Below are 23,279 nucleotides of genomic sequence, written 5' to 3'. Positions count from 1 at the left end.
GTATGAACCCGGCGACCCCTTCGCCCATCAAGATCGCCCGTCGTGGGCTGATGCTCGTCATTTCCTCGCCGTCGGGCGCAGGCAAGTCGACCATTGCGCGCAACCTCCTGGAAGCCGATCCGGAGATGAGCATTTCGGTCAGCGTGACGACGCGTCAGCGGCGACCAAGCGAGATCGATGGACGGCACTATCACTTCAAGTCGATCCGCGAGTTCGAGGCGCTGAGGTCCACCGACTCGCTGCTCGAATGGGCGGAGGTGCACGGCAACTTCTACGGCACGCCGCGAGATGCGGTCGAGGCGGCCATGGCCGCGGGCCGGGACATGCTGTTCGATATCGACTGGCAGGGCGCTCAGCAGCTCCAGGAGAAGATGGCGGGCGACGTCGTCTCGATCTTCATCCTGCCGCCGTCAATGGCTGAACTGCAGTCACGCCTGCATCGTCGCGCCGAAGACAGCGAAGAGGTGATCGCCACGCGCCTTGCCAACTCGCGCGCCGAGATCGAGCACTGGCGGGAGTATGATTACATCGTGCTCAACGACGACCTCGACCGCGCCTTTGCATCCGTGCGTGCGATCGTCGAGGCCGAACGCCTGCGCCGCGACCGGCGCCCCGGCCTGTTCGATTTCGTCAACGGGCTGCTGACCGAAAACCCGTTCTAAGGCTTCAAAAGAAATGGCTCCGTGAGGAGCCATTTTTGATTCACGCTATTTGTAGCGCGCGCCTTGCGATCCATATGCCCGCTCAGAGGCAGTTGGCCAGGCGACAGAACTCTTCCACCGAAAGTGTTTCGGCGCGTCGCTGCGGGTCGATATCGGCCTTGGCAAGCAGCGCCTCGCCACCGAGTGGCTTCAGGCTCTGCCGCAGCATCTTGCGGCGCTGGCCGAAGGCTGCATGCGTCACTTTCTCGAGCGCCGCGACCGAGCAGGGGATCGGGTTTTCCACCGGCTCCAGATGGACCACGGACGACGTCACCTTCGGTGGTGGCGTAAAGGCCTGCGGCGGCACGTCGAATGCCATCCGCGCCTTTGTGCGCCAACCACAGAGCACGCCGAGGCGGCCATAGTGGTCGTCATCCGCGTCGGCGACGATCCTCAGGCCCACTTCGCGCTGGAACATCAGCGTCAGCGACTGCCAGAAGGGCGGCCAGCGCTCGGGCAGCAGCCAGTTAACGAGTAACTGAGTGCCGACATTGTAGGGCAGGTTGGCGATGATCTTGACCGGCCCATCGTCGGCAAGCGTCTCGAACGACGTCTTCAAAGCATCGCCTTCGATGACCTGTAGCCGATCGGGATAATGCGCGCCGATTTCGGCAAGTGCCGGCAGGCAGCGCGCGTCCCGCTCAATCGCAATGACCTTCTTGGCACCGAGCGCGAGGATGGCGCGGGTGAGGCCTCCCGGTCCGGGGCCGACCTCGATGACCGTTGCCCCTTCGAGCGAACCGGCGGTCCGCGCGATCTTCTGCGTCAGGTTGAGATCGAGCAGGAAGTTCTGGCCGAGCGCCTTCTTGGCATCGAGGCCGTGACGCTGGATGACGTCGCGTAGCGGAGGAAGACCGTCAAGGGCGGCCATCAGCGGGTATCTCCTGGCATATTGGCCGCAAGCGATGCGGCAAGGTCGAGCGCGGCCCGAAGGCTGTCGTCGCGGGCGACGCCCTTGCCGGCAAGGCCGAAGGCCGTGCCGTGGTCGGGCGACGTGCGGATGAAGGGAAGACCGAGCGTGACGTTGACGCTATCGTCGAAGCCGAGCGCCTTGGCCGGGATCAGCGCCTGGTCGTGATACATGCAGATGGCCACGTCGTAGGTGGCGCGTGCGCGATCATGGAACATCGTATCTGCCGGCAGCGGGCCGACCGCATCGATACCCTCCGCACGCAGCCTGTCGATGACGGGCCGGATGACGGCGTCGTCCTCGAGACCGAGCGCACCGTTTTCGCCCGCATGCGGGTTCAGCCCGGCGATCGCGAGCCGTGGCTGTCGAAGTCCGAAACGATTGCGAAGGTCGGCCGCAGTAATCGCGCAGGTGCGGTAGATGAGGTCCGGCGTCAGTTGCTCCGGCACGTCCTTCAAGGGGATATGGATGGTGACGGGAACGGCGCGCAGCTTCGGTCCGGCCAGCATCATCACCGGCAGCACCGGCTGTCCCGTCGCCTTTTCGGCAAGATCGGCGAGATATTCGGTATGGCCCGGGAAGCGGAAGCCGGCGTCATAGAGAACCGCCTTGGCGATCGGGTTCGTGACCACGGCCGAGGCCTGTCCGGCGGTCACCAGTCGCACGGCCGTGTCGATCGCCCCGATCACGGCGCTGGCATTGACGGTGTCGGGCTCGCCGGCCTTGACCGGGGCAGGGCAGGCAAGCGGCAGGACCGGCAGCGCCGTGTCGAAGAGGGAGAGGGCGCCGGCGCAATCCGTCTCGCGGATGGACACCGTGTAGCCGAGCATCGAGGCGCGCGCGGCAAGGACTGCGGGGTCGCCGATGAAAAGGAAGGGGGCCGTCGCATGGTCGCGGCGGCCGAGCCAGGTCGAGAGGCTGATGTCCGGCCCGATACCGGCCGGGTCGCCCATGGTCAGGGCGAGAGGCCCGCCGGTAGTTTCGCGCATGTTTCCGTCGTGATTACTTGTTGACGATTTGCGCCTTCTTGCGCAGCTCCTCGAGGTACTTCTCGCTGTTCGGGTCTTCGCCACCGGCCTTCTTCTTGCCGATATCCTCGGCGCGGAAGACGATTTCGGCGGCGGTGTCGTCGTTGACCTCACGCTTCTTGCAGATCGCCAGGTACTCGACGCCCTTTTCTGTCACGCGGGTTCCGGTGGTGCCATTCTCGCCGGCCTTCTCGATCAGCGGCTTCCATTCGTCAGGCAGCTGCTGGGCAAGCATGCGGCCGAGGCTGCGGATCGACACGTCGCGATAGTTGGCGGCAAACACCTTCGAGGTTTCGCAGCCCGGGAACTGAGCGCGCGAGGCGTTGGCTTCCGCCTGCCGCTTCGCGGTGATCGCGCCGCGCTTCTTCTCGGGAATGACGAAGATCACCTGCTGCAGGAAATACTCGGTGGTCACCGGCTTCTGTCCGCCGCCTTCCATCATGCGCTTGACGAGGTCGGCGCCCTGGAGGCGGTTAGAGCTGCCGTAACGGAAGTTGACCGCACGCGGCCAGCTCATCTGCACGGCGATGAATTGCTTGAAATGTTCGGAGCCGACGCCGGCCTGATCGAGAATCTTGCCGAGCTGCTCGGTCGAAAGCTTGTTGCCCGAGGCGAAGCGCGCATAGGCGGCATCGACTTCCTGCGTGCTGACGGACTGGCCGATGCGTGCGATCTCGGCACGCTTGAGAACTTCGTCGACGAGTTGCTTCTTGGCTTCGTCGTTGCCGCCCTTCTGGCGCTGCAGGCGAAGGAAGGCCACGCGCTTGGCGATGTCGCCGGAGGTAATCACCGTGTTGTTGACCGTTACCTTGACCGTGCTCGCTGCTGCCTGAGCTCCGGAGCATATTGCAACGCTCAAGGTGCCGGCCAAAGCCAGTACCGACAGTGTCCTCAAGATCGACATTTTCCCGCCCATTCTCTTTTCCTATATCCCGGACTATCACCGTCGACAGGCTTTGTCCGCCTGCCGGCCTTGCGCCGTTGCCTTATCTTGTCGGAGGGAATGCATAATACATGCGGCCAAACGATGACAAGACCGTTTGACGGTGCCGATATCGACGAATGGGCGAACTTTTGACCCGCCCACTCGCTTGACGATATCAATAATAGTCGAGCTCTTCGAACTTGGTGTCGCCGACGTTCACGTCGCCGAGTGTACGGAAGCTGATTCTCGCGCCGATCGACCAATCGTTCGCGACATTGGCATCGGTATCGCGTTCCTGCTTGTAGACGATCGAGAACAGCGTGTCCTGATCGTCGTAGGTGATGCCGAAACCGTTGCGTGAGATGACATCCTTGTTGATGTCATAGGTGATCGCGCCGAACACCGACCAATAGTCGTGGAACCGGTAGGCGGCGGCGGTCTGGATTTCGTCCTGGTTGGACAGAGATCCGTAGAGCGGCTGCGCTTCGATGCGCGTATAGGTCATCGCGGCCTGCCAGGTCGTGCCGAGATAGCCGACGGTGGTATCGGCACGGCGCAGCGACAGGTCCTTTTCGTCGAGGCGGCCGGAAACGCTCGCCATCAGACCGGACGGTGCGTCGATGCCGAACATGGCAACGTAGTCAGAGCTCTTGGTCTCAAGACCGGAATTCGCCCCGGCCTTGACCAGGTCGTCCGTCGCAAACGAGTTCAGGCCACCCAGATGGAACGACTGGCCAACGATGCCACGCAGGCCGTAGCCGCTGTCGAAGGTCCCCGTGTAGCGGAAGCCGACATTGGCGCGCGTGCCGCCCTCGATCCGGTCGAAACCGGAGAACTTGTCACGGTCAAAGAGGTTCGTTGCGTCGAACACGAAGCTCTGCGCGTCTTCGTTCGGCAGGCCGCCGGCATATTGCTCGTTCGGGCGCGCGTAGAGCTGTGCGATCGGCTCGACGACGTGACTGCTGTCCTCACCGACGAACAGGATCGGGTAGCGGGCTTCGAGGCCCGCGGTCAACATGCGCCGCGTTGCCGCATCGCTCGTGTTGAAGTCGCCGGTATAGGCCGGACCGGGATTGTCCATGTTCAGCCCGATGGCATCGCCGCGCGCTGCCAGCAGCGGCGTGAGGACCAGGCCGCCCGGGGCGATGAAGGTGCGCTTCCACTCGAGTTCGCCGGTCAGGCGGTGCGAGGTGCCTTCTAGGCCGCGGAAGCGGACCACGCCCGGTTGGGTAAACGCGTCGAGCCGGTTGCGCTTCACGTTCGTGAAGTTGAACGTCGCGGAAAGCTCGCCGCCCAACACGGGATCAGGCGCCTTGTAGGAATAGTCGAGGACCTGCGCCGCCGGCTGCTGGTTTTCCTCGATGCTGTTGGCGTCGGCGTCCTGAATGTCGAAGTAGAAGGCGCGCAGATCGAAGTAGTTCCGCTTGCCGAGCCCCGTCAGGTAGGCCTGGTTGGTATAGGTGGTGCCGTCGAACGTCGACAGCTCGTAGGTTTTGGCGAAGTTGGCGTCGGACTGGACGAGTACGTTCCAGCCGAAGGTCCAGCGCGGATTGATCTCGAACTCAGCCTTCGACGCGATCATGCCGCGATTGGTATGCATCGCGTCGACGGTGCCGGGCGTGAACTTGCCCTTATCGAGCTGGCTGATGCCGGCGAAGTTCAGCGTATGGAAGCCGTTGTGGAACCGCTGGCGGAATTCTCCCTCCAGCAGGAAGCCCTGTCGCGTCAGGCCGGTAAGCGTCGCCGTCGCGTCCATATAGGGCGAGATCGCCCAGTAGTAGGGGACGCCGACGCCAACTCCGAGTTTCTGGGCCGAGCGGAACGTCGGAAACAGGAAGCCGCTCTTGCGCTTGACCGTATGGTCCGGCAGCTCCATGACCGGAATATAGGCGATCGGCTTGCCGAACAGCTCAAAGCGCGCGTTCTCCAGACGGATGGTCCGCGTGCGGCCGTTCTGGATGACGCGCTGGGCCTTGATGTGCCACAGCGAGCGATGTTCCGGCTTGGTCGAGCACGGCGTGCAAGCCGTATAGACGGCCTCGTTCAGGATGAATTCTTCGCCGTTCCGGCGCTCGCCGCTCGTGGCAGCAAGCCGCGTCAGATCGGTGGTTTCGATGCGCATCTGCTCGAGGAAACCGTCCCCGAAATCGTCGGTGACATCCATCTTGTCGGCATAGACGACATTGCCGCCCGGCTCAATGAACTGGATTTCCCCGGATGCATAGATGCGGCCATTCTTCTGGTCGTACTCGACCTGACGGGCCACCATCTTGTAGCCGCCGTAATCGATCTGCACGTTGCCGCGCACGATCACTTTTTCGGCGTCCTTGTTGTAGACGAGCTCATTGGCGGACAGAAGCAGCTTGGCGTCTTCCGGCATGTTCGGGCGCAACGAATCGAGGCGGTCCGAAGCCTGCTGCGCCATTGCAGGCGCACTCATTCCCATGGCAAGTGTCTGCAGCGCCACGCCTGCAAGCAGGGCAGCGTTGATCAGCCTTATACGTTTGCGGTTCACTACCGCCACTAGCCATCCTCCTGATTTAAAAGAATCGTCGAGCCCAGCGCCATCGCTACAACAACTGGCAACCAGGCTGCAACGAAAGGAGGCACAATGCCGCTGCTCCCGAATGCTTTGACAAGCACGGTGACGACATAAAGCACGAAGCCTGAAAGGATGCCACCGAGAATTACGGAGCGCGATTGGTTAAACCGGCTAAATTTCAGCGACACACAAGCGGCGATCAGCGTCATGGCGACGAGCAGCAGCGGCAACGACAACATTGAGTGGAATTGAGTTTCCATGCCGTTGGTCGAAAAACCGAAGGAGCGGGCCACTTCGATCTTGCGCGGCAGGTCGAAAAACTGAATGGAATCAGCCTTTGCAAGACGTTCCTGAACAAACTCCGGCTTAAGATTGGTGGCCAGCTGTGCTGTTTTCAAACGTTGCGGAAGCTGTCCGTTGCGCGTTTCCGTGACGTCGTTAAGAAGCCAGTAACCATCTTCGAGTTTCGCCGACGCCGCATCCTGTCTCAGAATGATCGTGCCCTGTGGATCAAAGTGGATGACGGTGACGTTGAGAAGCGTCGTGCCGTTGTCCTGAACCGAGCGCGCGCCAATGATCGTGTCCGTGCCGTTATAGATCTGCCGCAGCCACGGGATCGAGCCGGCATCGGCGTTCCGCGTGGAGCCCCATTCGGCCAAAAGCGCCTCGCCGCGCTTCGTTCCCCAGGCAGCAAGCGGGTTGAGCGCCACGACCGCCAGCACGCCGAAGAGGAAGGAGCCGAGGATGAAGGGCCGCAGGAACTGCCAGACGGAGATGCCGGCTGCGCGGGTCACGACCAGCTCGTAGCGGCGGTTGAGCGAAATCAGCGCCGCCATGGCCGAAAACAGCGCGACGAAGGGTATCGTCTGCTGCAGGATCAGCGGGATTCGGAGCGCGGTCATCAACAGGGCGCCGGAGATGCTGTAGCGCGGCAGGTTTGCCAGCCGGCTTGCCTGTTCGCTGAAGTCGATGATGAAGACCAGCGAGAAGATCCCGACGAGGAACCAGAACGTCGTGATAACGTAGCGCATGAAGAAGTAGCGGCCGAGCGTGCCCATCATGACGGCTGCCCTTTCTCGGCGTCAGGCCGCATCAGGCGCAGGCGAACCAGGAGTTCCTGCAGCTTTTCCTGCCCGGTCATCGGAATGTCCAGTCGCCTGTTGCTGACGAGCTGGTGAATGCAGAGGGCGCCCGCCATCAGCGGCACGGCATACATCAACGGCACGAACCACACGGAGTCCTCGGCGCTGTTGCCGGCATAGAACGTCATCCAGCGGATGAGCAGGGCCGTGCCGAGCGCGCTGACCATCGGATGAAGCCGCGCTTCGCGATGGGAGCGTGCGTCACTGCTGAAGACCAGCGCAATCAGGCCGAAGAGCAGCGGGAAGGTCCATTCCGTGAAGCGACGGTTGAGTTCGGCGGTAAAGGCGAGCGGATTGTTCTTGTAGACGTGATCTTCCGGGTCCGGATTGATCAGGCCGGGAAGGTCGCGGTCCTTCGCTCGAATGGTCGCCTCGCGCGTCGTCTTGGTCATGTCGGCGAGATCGAAGGCATATGAGTCGAACTTGATGATCGACACGCTACCGTCGGGGAGCTTGCGCTGCACTTCCCCGTCTTTCATCACCAGCGCCGAGCTCTTGTCGTCGATGGCGCCTTCGCGGGCATAGTAGACGAGCTCGAAGCTCGGATTGCGCGAATCGGCGACGAAGATGCCCTGCAGCACGCCGCCGCCCCGCCGCGCGCCAACCTGGACGTATAGATTGTCTGCGACCTTGCGGAAGGTGTTCTCCTGCACGACGGACGACAGCAGATCGGCGTTGGCGGTCGCAAGCATCTTGCGCAAGGCCATACGCGAATAGGGCTCGACGAAATTGTCGACCACGAAGGAAAGCACGCTGAGGCCCAATGCCAGGTAGACCACCGGCCGGATGATCGCCATGCGCGAGCTGCCGGCGGCGTTGAGCACCGTCAGCTCCGAATCGGTGTTCATCGTCGTCAGCGTTTGTGTGACGCCGATCACCAGCGCAAACGGCAGGATGATCGTGATGACGGAAGGCAGGATGAGGGTCGCCACTTTGGCGAAGGCGAGCACGGATTGGCCGTTGTCGGTGACGAGGTTGACGTTGGTCAGCGCCTGAGTCGTCCAGGTGATGCCAAGCAACGGCAGGAGCGTCGCGAGGAACATGATCACGGCACGCCGGAATATGTAGCGTTCGATCAGCTTCATGCCCGTGTCCGGTCCAAAATCCTGCTCATGTTTCTGTTCCGGCGGCGGTTATCGAACCGGATTTCGCCCATGTCCGTAAACCGAAGCCCGGTTCTTTGCCAGCCACCCGTGCTGCTCGAATTGTGCAGCAACAGGGATAATTTAAGGCGAAGAACCTCGGTTAACCGCATGTAAACATCTGCGGGCATCTTGCCAAGCGGTTGAAAAGCGAGAAGGGTGCCGGCCACAGCTTTGACGGTGGCGAATGATGCGAATATTTGCCACTGTAACCGCCCGGTAACAGGCCGGCTTGCCATAAGCCTTGCCGTGTCGTCCGGTTGCGTTGTGCGGCCTAGATCCCCTTGGGCTGGCGCTCGATCTCCCGGAAAGATCCATTCGATCCAAAGGGTTGCGTCCAGACAGGAAATACCCGGAGTTTTCAATGTCGATGAAGTTTGAGTTCACCTTTGCCAAGTCCCATAAGCCGAGCGGTGGCGTCGCCGTTCTGCTGAAGAGCGCGGGCGCGTCGGCGGCTGCCGGCGCCGATGTCGCCGACCCCGAGAACGTCGTCGCAAGGGCGGCGAAGATCAAGAAGTTTACCGGCAAGGCGTTCTCCTCCCTCGACATCGTCGCGCCGCATGGCTCGCCCGCCGATCGAATCGTCGTGCTCGGTCTTGGAGACGCGGATGCGCTGACGGACCATGACTGGCTGAAGGCGGGCGGAGCCGTCGCTGCGAAGCTTGGTTCGGTCGACAAGGTGACGGTCTTCATCGACGCGCCCGACGCCAACGTGACCGGAAAGGCGGCAGCGGACTTTGCACTCGGCATGGAGATGAATGCCTACGCCTTCGACAGCTACAAGACCAAGAAGGCCGACGACGACGCGAAGCCATCCGGCAAGCCGACCAAGGTGACGATCGTCACCGGCACGGTCATCGCGGCGAAAAAGGCGTTCACGGCGGCGCAGGCCGTTGCCGAAGGCGTGTTCCTCGCCCGCGATCTGGTGAACGAACCGGCCAACGTGCTGGGCCCGGTCGAGTTTGCCGCCAAGGCGAAGGAGCTGGAAAAGCTCGGCGTCGAGGTGGAGATCCTCACCGAAAAGGAAATGAAGAAGCTCGGCATGGGCGCGCTGCTCGGCGTCGCGCAAGGGTCGAGCCGTCCACCGCGCCTCGTCATCATGCAGTGGAAGGGCGGCAAGTCCAAGGACCGTCCGCTCGCCTTCGTCGGCAAGGGCGTCGTCTTCGACAGCGGCGGCATCTCGATCAAGCCGGCTGCCGGCATGGAGGAAATGAAGGGCGACATGGGTGGTGCGGCCGCCGTCACCGGCCTCATGCACGTGCTCGCTGCCCGCGAAGCCAAGGTCAACGCCATCGGCATCATCGGCCTTGTGGAAAACATGCCCGACGGCAGTGCGCAGCGCCCGGGTGATATCGTGACCTCCATGTCCGGCCAGACGATCGAGGTGATCAACACCGACGCCGAAGGCCGTCTCGTGCTTTGTGATGCGCTCTGGTACTGCAACGATCGCTTCAAGCCGCAGGCGATCATCGATCTCGCGACCCTGACCGGCGCGATCATGGTCGCACTTGCAACGCATCATGCCGGCCTGTTCTCCAACGACGACCGTCTGGCGGGGCAGCTTCTTGCCGCTGGCATCGCGACGCACGAGCCCCTGTGGCGCATGCCGCTCAGCCGGGAATACGACAAGATGATCGACAGCAAGTTCGCCGACATGAAGAACACCGGCGGCCGCCACGGTGGCGCGGTGACCGCGGCGCAGTTCCTCAAGCGCTTCGTCAAGGATACCCCCTGGGCGCATCTCGACATCGCCGGCACCGCCATGGGCGCGCCGACCGACGAGGTCAACCAGTCCTGGGGTTCGGGCTTCGGCGTGCGGTTGCTCGATGAGCTGGTGCGGGCGAGCTACGAGGCCTGAATGCCGGACATGATGAAAGGCGGGAGGCAATCGGCATGACCGAGATCCTGTTCTACCACCTGACGGAATCGAAGCTGGAAGACGCTCTGCCGCCGCTGCTCGACAAGAGTGTCGAGCGCGGCTGGCGAGTGGTCGTACAGACGGTCGATGCAGACCGCCGCGATGCGCTCGATACGCATCTCTGGGTCTATCGTGACGAGAGTTTCCTCCCGCATGGCACTGATGCCGGGGACTTTGCGGCGGATCAGCCGGTGTTGCTCGTCGCCGACGACGGCAATGCCAATGCGGCGACGGTGCGTTTCGTGATCGATGGCGCGAGCCCGCCTGACGTTTCGGCCTATGAGCGCATCGTCTTCATGTTCGACGGCTATGACCAGGAACAGCTGGAAGGCGCGCGCGGCCATTGGAAGCGGCTGAAGGGCGAGGGCCACACCTTGACCTACTGGCAGCAGAACCGCGATGGCCGCTGGGAAAAGAAGGCCTGAGTTTACAAGCGTTACGACAAAAAAGCCCGCGGACGAGACCGCGGGCTTTTTGTTTCCGGCATGTCCGGAAGATCAGTCGTGGAAGGCCTCGACGAACTTGCGCTTGCCGAGCATGAAGGCATCTGCGACGTGGCGCAACGGCGCCAGATCGACGTCCGACTTCCCGGCTTTGACGATTTCGGCGAAGCGCCGGTAGAGCATCGGATATTCCTGCTCCGGCTCCTCGTGCACGAGCTTGCCATCGACGGAGAGCTTGGCGCCGCCTTCCGACAGCACCATCTCGCCCGCCGCCGTGCGGGCAACGATGTCCCAGCTCTGCTTGCCGGTCTGGCGCCAGTCGAATTCCGCCGCGACCGGCAATTTTTGGCCGTCGGTGAAAGTGATGTTGGCGGCGATCGGCGCGTCACGATTTTCCGGGAATTCGAGCACGGCCGACGTTACGAACAGCGGGCGTGGCAGGATGTGGGTGACGATCGACAACGCGTTGATGCCCGGATCGAAGATCCCGAGGCCCCCGGCCGCCCAGATCCAATCCTGGTTCGGGTGCCAGTGCCGCACGTCTTCCTTCCAGATGACCTGGACATCCTTGATCGGCGTCGTTGCCAGGAAGGACTTTGCAGCTTCCACGGCCGGCGCGTAGCGGGAGTGCCAGCTTGCAAACAGCGACAGCCCCTTCGATGCTGCCAGCGCCTCGAGGTCCGCGACCTCGCTGAGCGTCGCGCCCGGCGGCTTTTCCAGGAACACGTGCTTGCCGGCGTCGAGCGCGACGCGAGCTGCCTCGTAGCGATACTGCGGCGGCATGCAGAGCGACACGGCTTCGATCGCAGGAACCGCGTCGAGCATCGCCTCGATCGATTTGAAATTGTCGATGCCATCGACCGTCCCATGTCGGCTCGCGGCGGCAATCAGCTGATAGTCGCTGTTCTTGGCGATCGCCGGCAGGTGCTGGTCGCGAACGATCTTGCCGATGCCGACAAGCGCAATTTTGATGGGGGCCATGGTGTTCCGCTCGATTTGTATGACTTATTGTCGGCTCTTGTAGCAGATTGCACACCGGGAGCAAGCCGCCGCTCCGCCCGGGACTATGACATCGATGTGGATGGAATCGACAGATTGTCATTCCCTCTCAACGTCGCCGCACTAACTCTACCGGTGGACGTGCGGTGCCGTCCCGTCAACTGGACTGACATGGGCGGTCTGACCACCCGAACGAGGAGTGAACGATGCAGCAGCAGATCCGTCGGGCAAGCCGAGCCGACCTCGACATCATGATCGAGTGGGCCGCGGAAGAGGGGTGGAACCCCGGCCTCGGCGACGCGGGGCCTTTCTGGGCAGCCGACCCTGAGGGCTATTGGGTGGCGGATGGAGAGGGGGCGCCGGTCGCCGCGATCTCACTGGCGCGGTACAACGAAAGCTTCGGCTTTCTCGGCTTCTTCATCACCCGGCCGGATCATCGTGGCAGGGGCATTGGCCGGCAGCTGTGGCAACAGGCGATGTCGGTTGCCGATCGGCGCATCGTCGGTCTGGACGGCGTGGTCGCGCAGCAGGAGAACTATAGCCGGTCCGGCTTCGTCTACGCCCACGCGAACATCCGCTACGGCGGCATCATCGACGTGGTCGAGCCGCCGGGCGCGGATCTGCTGGAGGTCGCGCCGGTGCACATGCCGCTCCTCATCGACTATGATCGCCGCTTCGTCCCGACGCGTCGCGAGGTGTTTCTGCGCGAGTGGCTGAAGGCGAGCGACGGGCGGCGCAGCATCTTGCTGCTGCGCGATGGCGCGGTGGCGGCCTATGGGACGATCCGGGCCTGCCGCAACGGCTTCAAAATCGGGCCGCTCTTTTCCGACACCGAGACCGGCGCCGATCTGGTCTTTCGCAAGCTTGCCGCCGGCGTCAACGGCAGCGAAGTATACCTCGACATCCCTGAACCGAACGCCTCGGCCAAGGCACTTTGCGATCGCTACAATCTCAAGCCCGTGTTTGAGACCGCGCGCATGTATCGTGGGCCGGATCCGGGGCTGCCGCTGGCGCGAATCTACGGAATTACCACTTTCGAGCTGGGCTGACGGAGGGGAGGCGACGGCGGGGCCGGCTTCTGTCAGCCGGCCATCGCGTCTTCATATTCGGCGGAAAGTTCGAGCCATTGCTCTTCGGCTTGCGTGAGTTTCGCTGCCGCGTCGGAGCGTTCCTTGGCCTTTTGTGCAGCCTTGGCCGGCGACTTTTCGTAGAGCGCCGAATCGGCAAGTTCCACATCAAGTGCCTGAATCAGTTTCTCCAGCTTTCCGGTCAAGGATTCGATTTCGTTGATCTTCTTGCGCAGCGGCGCCAGCGAGGCGCGCTTGTCGGCATTGACCTTGCGCTGGTCCGCCTTCGAAAGGCTGTCGTCGACGCCGGTCGGCCTCGGCTTCTCGTCCTTCGCCTTGGGGCCACCGACGATCAGGCTGCGGTAGTCTTCGAGGTCGCCGTCATAGCTCGTCACGGTACCGTCGCGCACCAGCCACAGCCGGTCGGCCGTCGCTTCGATCAGGTGCCGGTCGTGTGAAATCAGGATCACGGCGCCGGAATAGTCGTTGAGCGCGGTGATCAGCGCGTTGCGGCTGTCGATGTCGAGGTGGTTGGTCGGCTCGTCGAGGATCAGAAGGTTCGGCGCGTCGAAGGCGGCAAGGCCCATCAGCAACCGCGCCTTTTCGCCGCCGGAAAGATCCTTGGCGGGCGTTTCCATCTTTTCCGTCGCAAGCCCCATCTGCGCCACGCGTGAGCGCACCTTGGCTTCAGGCGCTTCCGGCATGCGCCGGCGCACATGCTCGACCGCACTTTGCGTCGGGATCAGGTCGTCGAGCTGATGCTGGGCAAAGAAGCCGACCTTGAGATTGGGAGCGATCTTCAGTTCGCCCGCCTCAGGCGCGAGGCGACCCGAGATGAACTTGGCGAAAGTGGACTTGCCGTTGCCGTTCGAGCCGAGCAGCGCGATCCGGTCGTCCGTGTCGATCCGGAGGTTCAAGCGCTTGAGGATGGGCTTGCCGGGCTCGTAGCCGACGGTACCGCCGGTGACGGCGATGATCGGCGAAGCCGCTTCCTTCTCCGGGTCCGGGAAGGAGAAGCCCTGGACATGATCTTCGATCACGGCCGCAATCGTGCCCATGCGCTCCAGTGCCTTGACGCGGCTTTGCGCCTGGCGCGCCTTGGTGGCCTTGGCCTTGAAGCGGTCGATGAAGCTCTGGAGGTGCTTTCGTGCTGCGTCGTTCTTGGCTTTCGCCTTCATCTGCAGCTCGTCGGCTTCCGCCTTCTGCCGCTCGAACTGGTCGTAGGGCCCACGATAGAAGGTGAGCTTCTTCTGGTCGAGATGCACGATGGCGTTGACCGCGGTGTTCAAGAGGTCCCGGTCGTGGCTGATGATGATGACCGTGTGCGGATAACGGCGGATGTAATCCTCGAGCCACAGCGTGCCTTCAAGGTCGAGATAGTTGGTCGGCTCGTCGAGCAGCAGTAAATCCGGCTCGGAAAAGAGTACGCCCGCAAGCGCCACCCGCATCCGCCAGCCACCGGAAAACGACGAGGCGGGACGCAGCTGTGCTTCATGGTCGAAGCCGAGGCCGGCGAGAATGCTTGCAGCACGCGCTTCGGCCGAATGGGCGCCGATGTCGGCAAGCCGCGTCTGGATCTCGGCAATCCGGTGCGGATCGGTCGCGGTCTCGGCTTCGGCGACCAGCGCCGTGCGCTCCTTGTCCGCCTTGAGCACGATCTCGATCAGCGGTTCTTCTGTGCCGGGCGCTTCCTGCGCGACCTGGCCGATGCGCGCGTTTTTGGGTAGCGCGATCGTGCCGGCTTCCGACGCGAATTCGCCGGTTATGATGCGAAACAGCGTGGACTTGCCAGCGCCGTTTCGGCCCACGAGCCCCGCCTTCGTGCCCGCCGGAAGCGTCACGGATGCGTTTTCGATGAGGAGACGTCCCGCGATGCGGGCGGAAAGGCCGGAAATCTGGATCATTGCGGCCTTTTGCCCGGACTTGGCCGGGAAGGCAAGAGGCGTCGGCGTGCTGTTGCCACCGCTGTGGCGGGGCGGGAATTCAAGAGGTCATTGTTATCGATTTTTGAACAAGGCGTTCCGACAATCGATACTACACATCCTCATCGTGAGGGACCATCTCAATAACGGAAGGGCGGGGAACGCTCTTCTGACCGCCTCGATCGACCGAACGCCAGTGGCAGAGGCCCCGCGTTCCGAGGGACGACCGATCCGGCCAAGGACATTTTTGATGAAACCTCGTTCAGCCGAACGAGCCTCCCAGGAGTGAAGACCATGAAAACCGCAATCCAGACCGCTCTTTCCGCCGCTCTCGTTGCAACCGCTATCCTCGGTGGCGCTTCTGCTGCCTTTGCCGGCGGCAGCTACTATGAAGGCGTCAGCGCGACGCCGCTCTATACCGAGCGCACGCCGGCCGTCACCGGCAAGTCGTCCTTCACCATCGGCAGCTCCGAAGCCGGCTATGTCGATCGCACCAACACCGGCTCGGTCGCAAACTTCAGGGTCGCGCCGAAGAGCGTGATCGGCGGCGAAGGCGAATACTACCAGGGCATTTCGCGCTAACGGCGATGAATGAGGGGGCGCGGGTTTTGGCCCGCACCCCATTTCAAGGGATTTGATGGATCACCGTGATGATCCTATGAGGCGACCCCAAGCGCCTATGCGGGGCCTAGTCCCCGACCTTCTACCTCCACCAAGGAACAGATTGATGAAGAAGTCCTTTGCCGCAATCCTCGTTGCGGCGGCCATGCTCGGCGGCGCGTCCGCCGCTGTCGCAGGCGGAAGCTACTACGAGGGTGTGAGCTCCACGCCGCTCTTTACCGGCCGCGCCGAAGCCTCCGCCGGCACCGGCGTGTCCGCGACCGCAAGCCGCGGCGACTACTATGCAGGCATCGAAGACAGATCCGTCGACAAGACGGCAACCGGCGCGATCGCCAATGGCGGCGCCAGGGCTTTCGGCGAGGCCGACCAAAACAAGCAGTAAGTCACGCCAGACGGTTGACCGAACAACCCGGTCCCGCCCACGCGGGGCCGGGTTGTTTCGTTTTGGCGTTGCCAAATGAGGTACATTGCCATGACAGAAAAAGTCGAAGTCGCCGAGCGGCTCTTCGAGCTCTACCACTGCGTTCATCGCCTGGTGAACGCATCGATGTCGGAGGAAGGCGTTTCGCTCGCGCGCAGCAAATTCCTGTTTTATCTGAACACGCTCGGCCCCTGTCGCTGCGCGGATATCGCCTCGGCGCTCGGCTTTGCGGCCAGAACCGTCACCGAAGCGATCGATGGCCTGGAGCGGGACGGCATGGTCCTGCGCGAACCGGATCCGGAAGACCGTCGCGCGAAGATCATCTCGATCACCGACCGCGGTCGGCTGGCGCTGGAGGCGGCACTGCAGCCGCGCCATCGCACGATCGATGAGCTGTTCTCAGCGCTCGACGATTGTGAACGCACCGAATTCTTCCGGCTGCTCGGCTGTCTGCGTGAAAGGGCGTCGGAAATCGACGAAAGCCGTCACCCGGTCGCCGCCTGATTTGCAAGCGTCAAGCGGCGCTCTGGCCGTAGCCCCTGCCGCGGCCGAGGGCCGCCGAATAGCACAGGATGCCGGCGCCATCGCGTGCGCCGGCGAGGGCCTGCTCCGCCTGGGTCAGCAGATCGGCGCTCGTCGATGCCGGTTGCGCAAGGGTGATGCCGGCCGCAAGCGAAAGCGTCTCGGCTGTGTGCGCCCGTCCGGGGAGGGTGACCGTCAGTTCCTTCACCGACTGCCGCAGACGCCGGGCAATGGCCTCGGCATTTTCGGTGCTGACATCCCGGCACACGAAGGCAAACTCCTGCTGGCCCACGCGGGCGACGAAATCGTCCTTCTTGATCGACTTGCGAAACAGCGTCGAGAGCTTGGCAAGCGCCTTCGCGGCGACCGTGCCGCCGTGGTGCTCCGCCATTTCGCGCAGCCCTTCCACCGAGGCAAGAAGCAGGGCAACCGGCTGGTCTGCCTGTTCCGCTTCGAGGATCGAGTCGAGTTTTGCCGTCAGCGCCAGGCGGTTCGGCAGGCCCGTGGCCGGGTCGCGGGTCAGGGATCGCCGGCTTTCGGCAAGCTCGCCCTCGAGTTCGGCGAGACGTGTCATGCTGGTTTCCAGCGCCTGCTGGAGAGCGCCTTCTTCATTCGTCAAACGGCCAGCCGCTTCCCGCAGTCGCGCGGCGTCGTCGGCGAATTCGGACATGCCTGCAACGGGGTCCGTGGCCAGGCGGCCGGCGAAATGGTCCAGTTCATCCTTGAAGCTCTGTTTCTGCAGCAAGGCGAGCCTGAGCTTTCCGGCAATCTCGACAAGCGCTTCCTGGCCAGCGGCTCTCGCGCGGTCCGCGGCAAGTGCTGCATGGGAGATGAGGTGATGCCTGAGACCCAGGGCATCCAGCGCATCCTGCTGCGGGTTGTGCCCGAGTGCGGCGAGTTCGCGGGAAAGCTCCGGCAGGCGACCGGATAGCGCCTCGTAGACAAGCTCGTAATTGCGGGGCAGGGCCGCGATCCCGTGCGCCGACATCGCATGCGCCACCTTCAGAATGATCGCCGCCTGCCTCGCCTGCGATCGGCTGGCATCCGCTGGAACTTGCCTGTTCATTCTGTCGTGGCCCCCGGTCGCTTCTCGATCTCTGGATTGATAAGCCGCCACTATGAGAAGGCCGCATTTAAGGGAGTCTGAAGATTTCGGGCTCTGGGCGATTCCCGCCCGGTATGGTTGCTAAATTCCATCGGCCCTCCGTCCACCGCAACCGCATGTCGCGGGGGAATGGACGGTCGTCAACTGTCGCCATCTTTATACTTGACGCCTTTAGTCACCAATTATATTCGGCGCTGCTAAATCGGGCATCGAGCCCGGGCAAACAGCGACGGTCAAGCATGTCCCTCTCGTTCATTGCGGATCTGGCGAAATGGGGCGACCGGCCGGCGCTGGTCTTTTCCGGGCAACGGATCGTCACCTATCGCGAACTCCATGAGCGGGTCACCCGCCAGGCACTTGCCTTTCGCGGTCCGCGCGGGCTGGTAACGATCGAGGCCGAGCTTTGCGAGCATGCGATTGTCGCCTATCTGGCAGCGCTCGCCGCCGGGCATGCCGTCGCCATGCAAGCCCCGAAGAACGGCGCTGCCGGCTCCTGGGTCGATGCCTTCGAGCCAGACTTCGGCTTCCGTCGCATCGATGGCCGCTGGCGCACGGAGCATCTGCGACAAGGCGATCGGACGCCCCATGACGAACTGGCCCTCATGCTCTCGACATCGGGCAGCACCGGTTGCGGCAAGGCCGTGCGTCTCTCGCGGGAAAACATTTCCGCCAACGCTGTGGCGATCGCGGACTATCTCGGCCTGACGGCGGAAGATCGCGGCTGCTTGATCCTGCCGCTCCATTATTCCTACGGCCTGTCGGTGCTGAATTCTCACCTGGCCGTCGGCGCCAGCCTCTATATTCCCGGCGGCTCCATCCTCGATGCCGGTTTTCTCGATGGTCTCGCGGAAAGCGGAAGCACGAACCTCTCGGGCGTGCCCTACTCCTACGAGCTGCTGGAAAAAGTGGGCTTCCGCGACCGTCGCTTCGCCAAGCTGCGTTTCATGACTGTCGCCGGTGGCCGCTTGAGCGCTGATGTCATCCGACTCTACAACGACCATCTCGGCACCCAGGGTGTGGCTTTCTTCGCCATGTACGGCCAGACCGAGGCCACCGCCCGCATCGCCTATGTGCCGCCGGCTCAGCTTTCCGGCAACGAGGACAGGATCGGCGTCGCCATTCCAGGTGGACGCCTTCTGATCGTGAGCGAGAGCGGCGTGCCGATCGAAAGCGACGGCGTGGCTGGCGAACTCGTCTATCGCGGCCCGAACGTCATGATGGGCTATGCCATTTCACGGGATGACCTCTGCCGCGGCGCCGACCTTGCCGAATTGCGGACCGGCGACCTGGCCATGCGCCATGCCGACGGCCTGTTCCAGATCGTCGGCCGCATGAAGCGGATCTCCAAGATCGCCGGGCTCAGGATCGCGCACGATGTGCTGGAAGCGGGGCTCGAGGCGCGCGGTATCACCGCTGCCGTTGTCGGCGACGATGCCGGCCTTCACGCCTTTTACGCCGGCAGCCGCGATGTCGAAGAGATCAGGCGGCTCTTGGCGCAGGCAAGCGGGCTGACATTGGCCCACCTGAAGGCGACGCCCCTTGCTGAGATGCCGCGGCTTGCCAGCGGCAAGATCGATTACAACGCACTGAACATGGCAGCCCGCCAGGCGGCGGCCAGTGGCGATGATGATAACGGCGGTATCGAAGGGCTCTTTGCCCAGGTCTTCTATCCAAAGCGGGTGAAGCGGTCCGACAGCTTTGTCTCGCTCGGCGGCGATTCGTTGCGCTTCGTTCAGCTGTCGATCGGGCTGGAAAAGGCGCTGGGGCAAGTTCCGGATGCCTGGGAGACCTTGCCGATCGCCGAGCTATCGCTCCAGGAACGGCGCGAAACTGCCACGCGACGGATCGGCACGGACCTCTTGATCCGTGCGCTTGCCATTCTTCTGGTCGTCCTGCACCACGAGGTCCTGTGGCCGATCCCCGGCGGGTCGGCGGCCATGGTCGTTCTCGCCGGCTTCAGCCTTGCGCGCTTTCAGATGGGACCGCTGCTTGCAGGCGACGGCTGGGCGATCCTGCGGCCGCTCGCGCAGGTGCTGATCCCCTATTATCTGATCGTTGCGGCCTATGCGGTCGCCTGGGGTGAGGTGCCCTGGGCCTCGGTCTTTCTCGTCGGCAACTTCGGCGTGGCCCTGCCGGAAACGCACGGCATGGTGCCCTATCTCTACTGGTTCATCGAGGCCTATTGCCAGATGATGGTGGTCTTCGTCGGGCTCTTTGCCGTCCCGCAGTTTCGCCGTTTCGTGTCGGCAAAACCCTTCGCCGCCGGGATGGCCTTGCTTCTGGCCGCGCTTGTTACCCGTCTGGCGCTGCCACTCGTCTGGCCGATCGGCAATCGCCAGATCTTTACGCTGCCATGGATCTTCTATCTCGCCGTCATTGGCTGGTGCGCCGCCGTTGCGGAAACGGCCAGGCAGCGGCTGCTGTTGATGCTGGCCGGCACGGGGGCCTTCCTGTTCTTCGGCCTCTACGAAGGAGTCTGGATCGGCACGAAGATCAAATATCTGCTGCAGATCGCCGTCCTGGCAGCGCTGCTTTACCTTCCACGCGTCAGTCTGCCGCGCTGGTCGGCTCAGCTCATCCTGCCCCTGTCGGCGGCGGGTTTCCACATCTACATCCTGCACCGCTTCGTGCCGGAATTGCTGATGGTGCCGATGCAGCCGGCCTTGCCGCCGGCGGCTTTTTCGCTGCTGTCGATCGTCGGCGGCGTGGCGCTCGGCCTCGTCGCATGGCTCGGCCAGCGTCAGCTCTTGAAGAAGCTTACCGCATGGCGCGGGCGTGAGATCCGGCCACTGCGGCTGTTCGGCTTCGAGGCGTTACGCTCGCCGTTACGCCCACTGTGATCCTTGGGTCCTCAGAAACTGGGCCAGGTCCAGTATCAGGGACGGGCGCCCGAGCGCGGTGAGCGTCGCGTGCGCCTGACCGCGATGGTGGGTCTGGTGGTTGAAGAAGTGGCCGAGCGTCGGCGCCAGCCTCTGCGCGACGGCCGCCGGATTGGTGAGCGTTCTGTAGCTAAGCAAAGCGCCAAGGCGCTCGTCGCTGAGGTTGTCGATCTAGGCGATGATGCGTTCGTCCTCGGCCGCCCGCGCGGCGGTAAGCCCGGCGAGGTCCTCGTGCAGGGTCGTGTCGAGTGAAGCAGGGGTATTGCCCTCGCCTGTGAAGCGCTTCATCCAGATGCGGTCGGCAACGAGGATATGATTGAGGGTTGAAAGCAGTGAGCCGAAAAAGGCGCCGCGGTTTTCCCGCAATTCGGCATCGGTCAGCTCCGCAGCAGCAGCATAGACGAGGCGGTTCGCCCAGCGGTTATAATCGGCGAACATGCGAAAATGATCAAGCATCGGCTACCTTCCTGATGGCTGCGGTTGCGGATGGCGACGCTAACCCGGAACCGCATTCCTGTGTCTGATATCATTCATGAAATTTACTGATTTGATGACGCGGCGGATATGTCGTTCAAGAGGACGCCAATCGTCCCGGAGAGTTTGCATGACTAGAAAGCTCTATTCGCTGTGTGGATCCGACAGGGGGCGTCCCTTCTCGCCGCATGTGTGGAAGACCGCGATGTCGCTGGCCCACAAGGGGCTCGACTTTGACACCGTGCCGACCGGTTTCACCGAAATCCGAGCGATCGAGGACGGGGCGACGAACCTGGTGCCGTTGCTGCGGGATGGAGAAAAGCTCGTGAAGGACAGCTTCGAGATCGCCCTTTATCTCGAACGGACCTATCCGGACCGTCCGGCGCTCTTTGCCGGCGAGGGGGCGATGGCGATCTCCCGCTTCGTCGAGGGTTGGTCGCAGACGACGCTGCACCCGGCCGTCACCCGCATCATTATCCGGGACATTCACGACCGGCTGGACCCCGTCGATCAGGCCTATTTCCGCGAGAGCCGGGAAAAGCGCTTCGGCACGTCGCTCGAGGCCGTGGCCGAAAGTGGCGGATCCTCTCTCGCAACCTTCTCGGAAAAGCTCGAGCCTTTGCGCCATCTGCTGAAGATTCAGGATTTTCTGGGTGGTGCAACGCCGCTTTTCGCCGACTACATCGTCTTCGGCGCGTTTCAATGGGCGCGCATCGTCTCGCCGCAGCGCCTGCTTCAGCCGGGTGATCCCGTCACCGCCTGGTTTGAGCGCTGCCTCGATCTGCATGGCGGGCTCGGGCGCAGTGTGACGGCTGCGTGAAACCCGCCTGGCCTAAGCCGAATCATCGGTGAACCCCCTTGTTTTGCGCGGAATTGGCGGCTAATGAACCGCCACTTCTCAAGAAACAAGGGATTGAGCCAATGGCTATTGAACGTACCTTCTCGATGATCAAGCCGGACGCGACCAAGCGCAACCTGACCGGCGCCATCACCAAGATGCTCGAAGATGCCGGCCTGCGCGTCGTCGCTTCCAAGCGCGTCTGGATGAGCCGTCGCGAAGCCGAAGGCTTCTACGCCGTTCACAAGGAGCGTCCGTTCTTCGGCGAACTGGTCGAGTTCATGTCCTCCGGCCCGACCATCGTTCAGGTTCTCGAAGGCGAAAACGCAATCGCCAAGAACCGCGAAGTCATGGGCGCCACCAACCCGGCAAACGCTGACGAAGGCACGATCCGCAAGGTTCACGCTCTCTCGATCGGCGAAAACTCGGTTCACGGTTCGGATGCTCCGGAAACCGCTGCTGAAGAAATCGCCTACTGGTTCTCGGGCACCGAGATCGTTGGCTGATTCAAAATCTTCGGTTCGAGCCATAGCGGCTTGAATTGACTCAGGATTTGAGCCGGAGCGGAAACGCTCCGGTTTTTTGTTGCCCGGTCTCTCAGACGGGGCACTTCGCGGTCTCGAAATGGGCTGGTGCCTTGCCGCCGCTGAAGACCGCCGGGTTCTTGTCGTAGGCCGGGCCCTCGACCAGCGGTTTGGCCGGCATGATGTCCTGATCGACATCGGAGACGACGGTGGTCTCAAGCTTCTGCAGTGACTGGCCTTCGGGGCCTTTGACCTCGATCGACACCGTATAGGGGCGATCCTTCTTCACGCAGGTGACATCGGGGCTTTCCAGCACCACCTTCTCCAACTTCGGAAAGAGCTTGCGCTCCAGCGTCAGCGCGTCGCCGCCGGCCGGATTTTCGAAGCGCGCCACCACGATGCTGCCGTCGGGCACCGCCTCGGCCTTGGTCAGCGTGACCATGTAGGTCGCATAGGCGAGGCGGTAGTTGAAGACGAACATCTTGCCCGTCAGCTTCAGCGGATCCGGGCCGCTCTCGCGCTGACATGCCGCAGCGGCAAGTGCGATGGCAAGTGTGGCCAAGATCCCGAATGTCCTTGTCATGGGCCTGCTTCTTCCCTGTTGCGGTGATAGTGGCGCTTGGCTTTGGTGCGGTTGCCGCAGACGGCCATGTCGCACCAGGTGCGGCTGCGGTTGCGGCTGCGGTCGAGAAACAGCCAGCCGCAATTCGGGCAGATCTTCAGCCGATCGGGCTCGGGGTTGGCGGCAAGCGTGAGCGCCGATTGCGCCGTTGCGGTGTCGAGCGAAAGCAGGCCGCCCTGGTGCGTCGAGCCGCGCAAGACGCCGGCGATGGCTTCCAGCAGATCCGCCAACAGTTCCGGCCGGCCTGTGTCCGAGATCTCTGCGCGAAAATGCCGGTCGGTCGCTTCGCGCAACTGCAAGAGCCGGTCACGGTTCTCCGCGGCGACAGGCGCAAGCGCGCCGAAGCGTACACTCTCCGCGCTGTAGCGGTTGGCGGCTTCTGCAAAGGAATGGAGTGCGACGACATCGGCGAAGCGGTCGATCCGGCGTTCGGGATCGAAACGCAGGACGATGGAATTGGCGACATCCAGTGCCAGGGCGCCGCCGGCAAATCGATGGGCTGTCCAGGTGAAGGTCATGCAAAAATCCTAACTG

21 protein-coding genes and 1 pseudogene are annotated in these 23,279 nt (G+C 62.9%); 10 read left to right on the top strand and 12 right to left on the bottom strand.

What is annotated here, in order from left to right; all coding sequences use genetic code 11:
• Positions 1-2: 2 nt before the first annotated feature.
• Positions 3-662, top strand: coding sequence for a guanylate kinase (gmk, locus tag BLU15_RS05545; protein ID WP_034803935.1), 660 nt, complete (start codon positions 3-5; stop codon positions 660-662).
• An 82-nt stretch (positions 663-744) separates the two neighbouring features.
• On the opposite strand, the gene rsmA is transcribed toward gmk, so the two are convergent.
• The 6 genes from rsmA to lptF all read right to left on the bottom strand — a co-directional run bounded on the left by rsmA (position 745) and on the right by lptF (position 8,333).
• Positions 745-1,572: a 16S rRNA (adenine(1518)-N(6)/adenine(1519)-N(6))-dimethyltransferase RsmA gene (rsmA, locus tag BLU15_RS05540; RefSeq protein WP_089043930.1), complete on the bottom strand. Its 828-nt coding sequence runs from the start codon at positions 1,570-1,572 to the stop codon at positions 745-747.
• On the bottom strand, positions 1,572-2,600 hold the full coding sequence (gene pdxA / locus BLU15_RS05535) for a 4-hydroxythreonine-4-phosphate dehydrogenase PdxA (RefSeq protein WP_060522124.1): 1,029 nt from the start codon (positions 2,598-2,600) through the stop codon (positions 1,572-1,574). Before pdxA ends, rsmA begins: the two co-directional genes overlap by 1 nt.
• 13 nt (positions 2,601-2,613) lie before the next feature.
• Positions 2,614-3,555 carry a SurA N-terminal domain-containing protein gene (locus BLU15_RS05530; RefSeq protein ID WP_034803927.1) on the bottom strand — a complete coding sequence of 314 codons (942 nt, stop codon included), beginning with the start codon at positions 3,553-3,555 and terminating at the stop codon, positions 2,614-2,616.
• Between the two features lie 184 nt (positions 3,556-3,739).
• Complete coding sequence (locus tag BLU15_RS05525) at positions 3,740-6,088, bottom strand: LPS-assembly protein LptD (protein ID WP_060580928.1); 2,349 nt, start codon at positions 6,086-6,088, stop codon at positions 3,740-3,742.
• A complete protein-coding gene (gene lptG / locus BLU15_RS05520; protein WP_034803924.1) occupies positions 6,088-7,167 on the bottom strand; it encodes an LPS export ABC transporter permease LptG in 1,080 nt (359 codons plus the stop codon). The genes BLU15_RS05525 and lptG overlap by 1 nt, the downstream gene beginning before the upstream one ends.
• Positions 7,164-8,333: an LPS export ABC transporter permease LptF gene (lptF, locus tag BLU15_RS05515; protein ID WP_034803922.1), complete on the bottom strand. Its 1,170-nt coding sequence runs from the start codon at positions 8,331-8,333 to the stop codon at positions 7,164-7,166. The genes lptG and lptF overlap by 4 nt, the downstream gene beginning before the upstream one ends.
• Before the next feature lie 421 nt (positions 8,334-8,754).
• On the opposite strand from lptF, the gene BLU15_RS05505 reads away from it, so the two are divergent.
• A complete protein-coding gene (locus tag BLU15_RS05505) occupies positions 8,755-10,248 on the top strand; it encodes a leucyl aminopeptidase (protein WP_090294603.1) in 1,494 nt (497 codons plus the stop codon).
• A gap of 35 nt (positions 10,249-10,283) precedes the next feature.
• A complete protein-coding gene (locus BLU15_RS05500) occupies positions 10,284-10,733 on the top strand; it encodes a DNA polymerase III subunit chi (RefSeq protein ID WP_034803915.1) in 450 nt (149 codons plus the stop codon).
• Between the two features lie 72 nt (positions 10,734-10,805).
• On the opposite strand, the gene BLU15_RS05495 is transcribed toward BLU15_RS05500, so the two are convergent.
• Entirely contained in the window at positions 10,806-11,732 is a 927-nt protein-coding gene (locus tag BLU15_RS05495) for a Gfo/Idh/MocA family protein (protein WP_090294601.1), read from the bottom strand.
• A gap of 224 nt (positions 11,733-11,956) precedes the next feature.
• On the opposite strand from BLU15_RS05495, the gene BLU15_RS05490 reads away from it, so the two are divergent.
• Positions 11,957-12,799, top strand: coding sequence for a GNAT family N-acetyltransferase (locus BLU15_RS05490; RefSeq protein WP_090294600.1), 843 nt, complete (start codon positions 11,957-11,959; stop codon positions 12,797-12,799).
• A gap of 32 nt (positions 12,800-12,831) precedes the next feature.
• Here the strand turns inward: BLU15_RS05490 and BLU15_RS05485 are convergent, their stop codons facing one another.
• A complete protein-coding gene (locus BLU15_RS05485; RefSeq protein ID WP_090294598.1) occupies positions 12,832-14,721 on the bottom strand; it encodes an ABC-F family ATP-binding cassette domain-containing protein in 1,890 nt (629 codons plus the stop codon).
• Positions 14,722-15,033: 312 nt separating this feature from the next.
• Here BLU15_RS05485 and BLU15_RS05480 point away from each other — a divergent pair, with 312 nt between their 5' ends.
• The 3 genes from BLU15_RS05480 to BLU15_RS05470 all read left to right on the top strand — a co-directional run bounded on the left by BLU15_RS05480 (position 15,034) and on the right by BLU15_RS05470 (position 16,285).
• Positions 15,034-15,321, top strand: coding sequence for a hypothetical protein (locus tag BLU15_RS05480; protein ID WP_090294597.1), 288 nt, complete (start codon positions 15,034-15,036; stop codon positions 15,319-15,321).
• 145 nt (positions 15,322-15,466) lie between these two features.
• Positions 15,467-15,742: a hypothetical protein gene (locus BLU15_RS38880; protein WP_060522129.1), complete on the top strand. Its 276-nt coding sequence runs from the start codon at positions 15,467-15,469 to the stop codon at positions 15,740-15,742.
• Between the two features lie 90 nt (positions 15,743-15,832).
• The gene (locus BLU15_RS05470) at positions 15,833-16,285 is read left to right on the top strand and encodes a MarR family winged helix-turn-helix transcriptional regulator (protein ID WP_060604252.1); all 453 of its coding nucleotides are present in this window, start codon (positions 15,833-15,835) and stop codon (positions 16,283-16,285) included.
• 10 nt (positions 16,286-16,295) lie between these two features.
• Here BLU15_RS05470 and BLU15_RS05465 read toward each other — a convergent pair whose 3' ends face one another.
• Positions 16,296-17,369 (bottom strand): GGDEF domain-containing protein, encoded by a 1,074-nt coding sequence (locus BLU15_RS05465; RefSeq protein ID WP_090294595.1) that lies wholly within the window; start codon positions 17,367-17,369, stop codon positions 16,296-16,298.
• Between the two features lie 278 nt (positions 17,370-17,647).
• Between BLU15_RS05465 and BLU15_RS05460 the strand changes: the two genes are divergently transcribed.
• The gene (locus BLU15_RS05460; protein WP_090294593.1) at positions 17,648-20,248 is read left to right on the top strand and encodes an AMP-binding protein; all 2,601 of its coding nucleotides are present in this window, start codon (positions 17,648-17,650) and stop codon (positions 20,246-20,248) included.
• On the opposite strand, the pseudogene BLU15_RS05455 reads toward BLU15_RS05460, so the two are convergent.
• A pseudogene (locus BLU15_RS05455) lies at positions 20,234-20,743 on the bottom strand (DinB family protein). The gene BLU15_RS05460 and the pseudogene BLU15_RS05455 sit on opposite strands and share 15 nt — an antisense overlap.
• Before the next feature lie 148 nt (positions 20,744-20,891).
• On the opposite strand from BLU15_RS05455, the gene BLU15_RS05450 reads away from it, so the two are divergent.
• Positions 20,892-21,581 (top strand): glutathione S-transferase family protein, encoded by a 690-nt coding sequence (locus BLU15_RS05450; protein ID WP_090294591.1) that lies wholly within the window; start codon positions 20,892-20,894, stop codon positions 21,579-21,581.
• Positions 21,582-21,682: 101 nt separating this feature from the next.
• Positions 21,683-22,105, top strand: coding sequence for a nucleoside-diphosphate kinase (gene ndk, locus BLU15_RS05445; protein WP_034803877.1), 423 nt, complete (start codon positions 21,683-21,685; stop codon positions 22,103-22,105).
• 91 nt (positions 22,106-22,196) lie between these two features.
• On the opposite strand, the gene BLU15_RS05440 is transcribed toward ndk, so the two are convergent.
• Together BLU15_RS05440 and BLU15_RS05435 are read right to left on the bottom strand one after the other, a co-directional pair.
• Positions 22,197-22,706: a hypothetical protein gene (locus BLU15_RS05440; protein ID WP_034803874.1), complete on the bottom strand. Its 510-nt coding sequence runs from the start codon at positions 22,704-22,706 to the stop codon at positions 22,197-22,199.
• A complete protein-coding gene (locus BLU15_RS05435) occupies positions 22,703-23,263 on the bottom strand; it encodes a CGNR zinc finger domain-containing protein (RefSeq protein ID WP_034803871.1) in 561 nt (186 codons plus the stop codon). Before BLU15_RS05435 ends, BLU15_RS05440 begins: the two co-directional genes overlap by 4 nt.
• Between the last annotated feature and the right edge of the window lie 16 nt (positions 23,264-23,279).

Source organism: Ensifer sp. YR511, assembly GCF_900103045.1.
Taxonomy (GTDB): Bacteria; Pseudomonadota; Alphaproteobacteria; order Rhizobiales; family Rhizobiaceae; genus Ensifer; species Ensifer adhaerens.
Note: the sequence above shows the minus strand (reverse complement) of the source record. Positions and strands in the feature narration are given on the sequence as shown.

Bases quoted from the DNA above. Each gene is read 5' to 3' on its own strand.
- gmk (WP_034803935.1), top strand. From the start codon at position 3: ATGAACCCGGCGACCCCTTCGCCCATCAAGATCGCCCGTCGTGGGCTG.
- rsmA (WP_089043930.1), bottom strand. From the start codon at position 1,572: ATGGCCGCCCTTGACGGTCTTCCTCCGCTACGCGACGTCATCCAGCGT.
- pdxA (WP_060522124.1), bottom strand. From the start codon at position 2,600: ATGCGCGAAACTACCGGCGGGCCTCTCGCCCTGACCATGGGCGACCCG.
- BLU15_RS05530 (WP_034803927.1), bottom strand. From the start codon at position 3,555: ATGGGCGGGAAAATGTCGATCTTGAGGACACTGTCGGTACTGGCTTTG.
- lptG (WP_034803924.1), bottom strand. From the start codon at position 7,167: ATGATGGGCACGCTCGGCCGCTACTTCTTCATGCGCTACGTTATCACG.
- lptF (WP_034803922.1), bottom strand. From the start codon at position 8,333: ATGAAGCTGATCGAACGCTACATATTCCGGCGTGCCGTGATCATGTTC.
- BLU15_RS05505 (WP_090294603.1), top strand. From the start codon at position 8,755: ATGTCGATGAAGTTTGAGTTCACCTTTGCCAAGTCCCATAAGCCGAGC.
- BLU15_RS05500 (WP_034803915.1), top strand. From the start codon at position 10,284: ATGACCGAGATCCTGTTCTACCACCTGACGGAATCGAAGCTGGAAGAC.
- BLU15_RS05495 (WP_090294601.1), bottom strand. From the start codon at position 11,732: ATGGCCCCCATCAAAATTGCGCTTGTCGGCATCGGCAAGATCGTTCGC.
- BLU15_RS05490 (WP_090294600.1), top strand. From the start codon at position 11,957: ATGCAGCAGCAGATCCGTCGGGCAAGCCGAGCCGACCTCGACATCATG.
- BLU15_RS05485 (WP_090294598.1), bottom strand. From the start codon at position 14,721: ATGATCCAGATTTCCGGCCTTTCCGCCCGCATCGCGGGACGTCTCCTC.
- BLU15_RS05480 (WP_090294597.1), top strand. From the start codon at position 15,034: ATGAAAACCGCAATCCAGACCGCTCTTTCCGCCGCTCTCGTTGCAACC.
- BLU15_RS38880 (WP_060522129.1), top strand. From the start codon at position 15,467: ATGAAGAAGTCCTTTGCCGCAATCCTCGTTGCGGCGGCCATGCTCGGC.
- BLU15_RS05470 (WP_060604252.1), top strand. From the start codon at position 15,833: ATGACAGAAAAAGTCGAAGTCGCCGAGCGGCTCTTCGAGCTCTACCAC.
- BLU15_RS05465 (WP_090294595.1), bottom strand. From the start codon at position 17,369: ATGAACAGGCAAGTTCCAGCGGATGCCAGCCGATCGCAGGCGAGGCAG.
- BLU15_RS05460 (WP_090294593.1), top strand. From the start codon at position 17,648: ATGTCCCTCTCGTTCATTGCGGATCTGGCGAAATGGGGCGACCGGCCG.
- BLU15_RS05450 (WP_090294591.1), top strand. From the start codon at position 20,892: ATGACTAGAAAGCTCTATTCGCTGTGTGGATCCGACAGGGGGCGTCCC.
- ndk (WP_034803877.1), top strand. From the start codon at position 21,683: ATGGCTATTGAACGTACCTTCTCGATGATCAAGCCGGACGCGACCAAG.
- BLU15_RS05440 (WP_034803874.1), bottom strand. From the start codon at position 22,706: ATGACAAGGACATTCGGGATCTTGGCCACACTTGCCATCGCACTTGCC.
- BLU15_RS05435 (WP_034803871.1), bottom strand. From the start codon at position 23,263: ATGACCTTCACCTGGACAGCCCATCGATTTGCCGGCGGCGCCCTGGCA.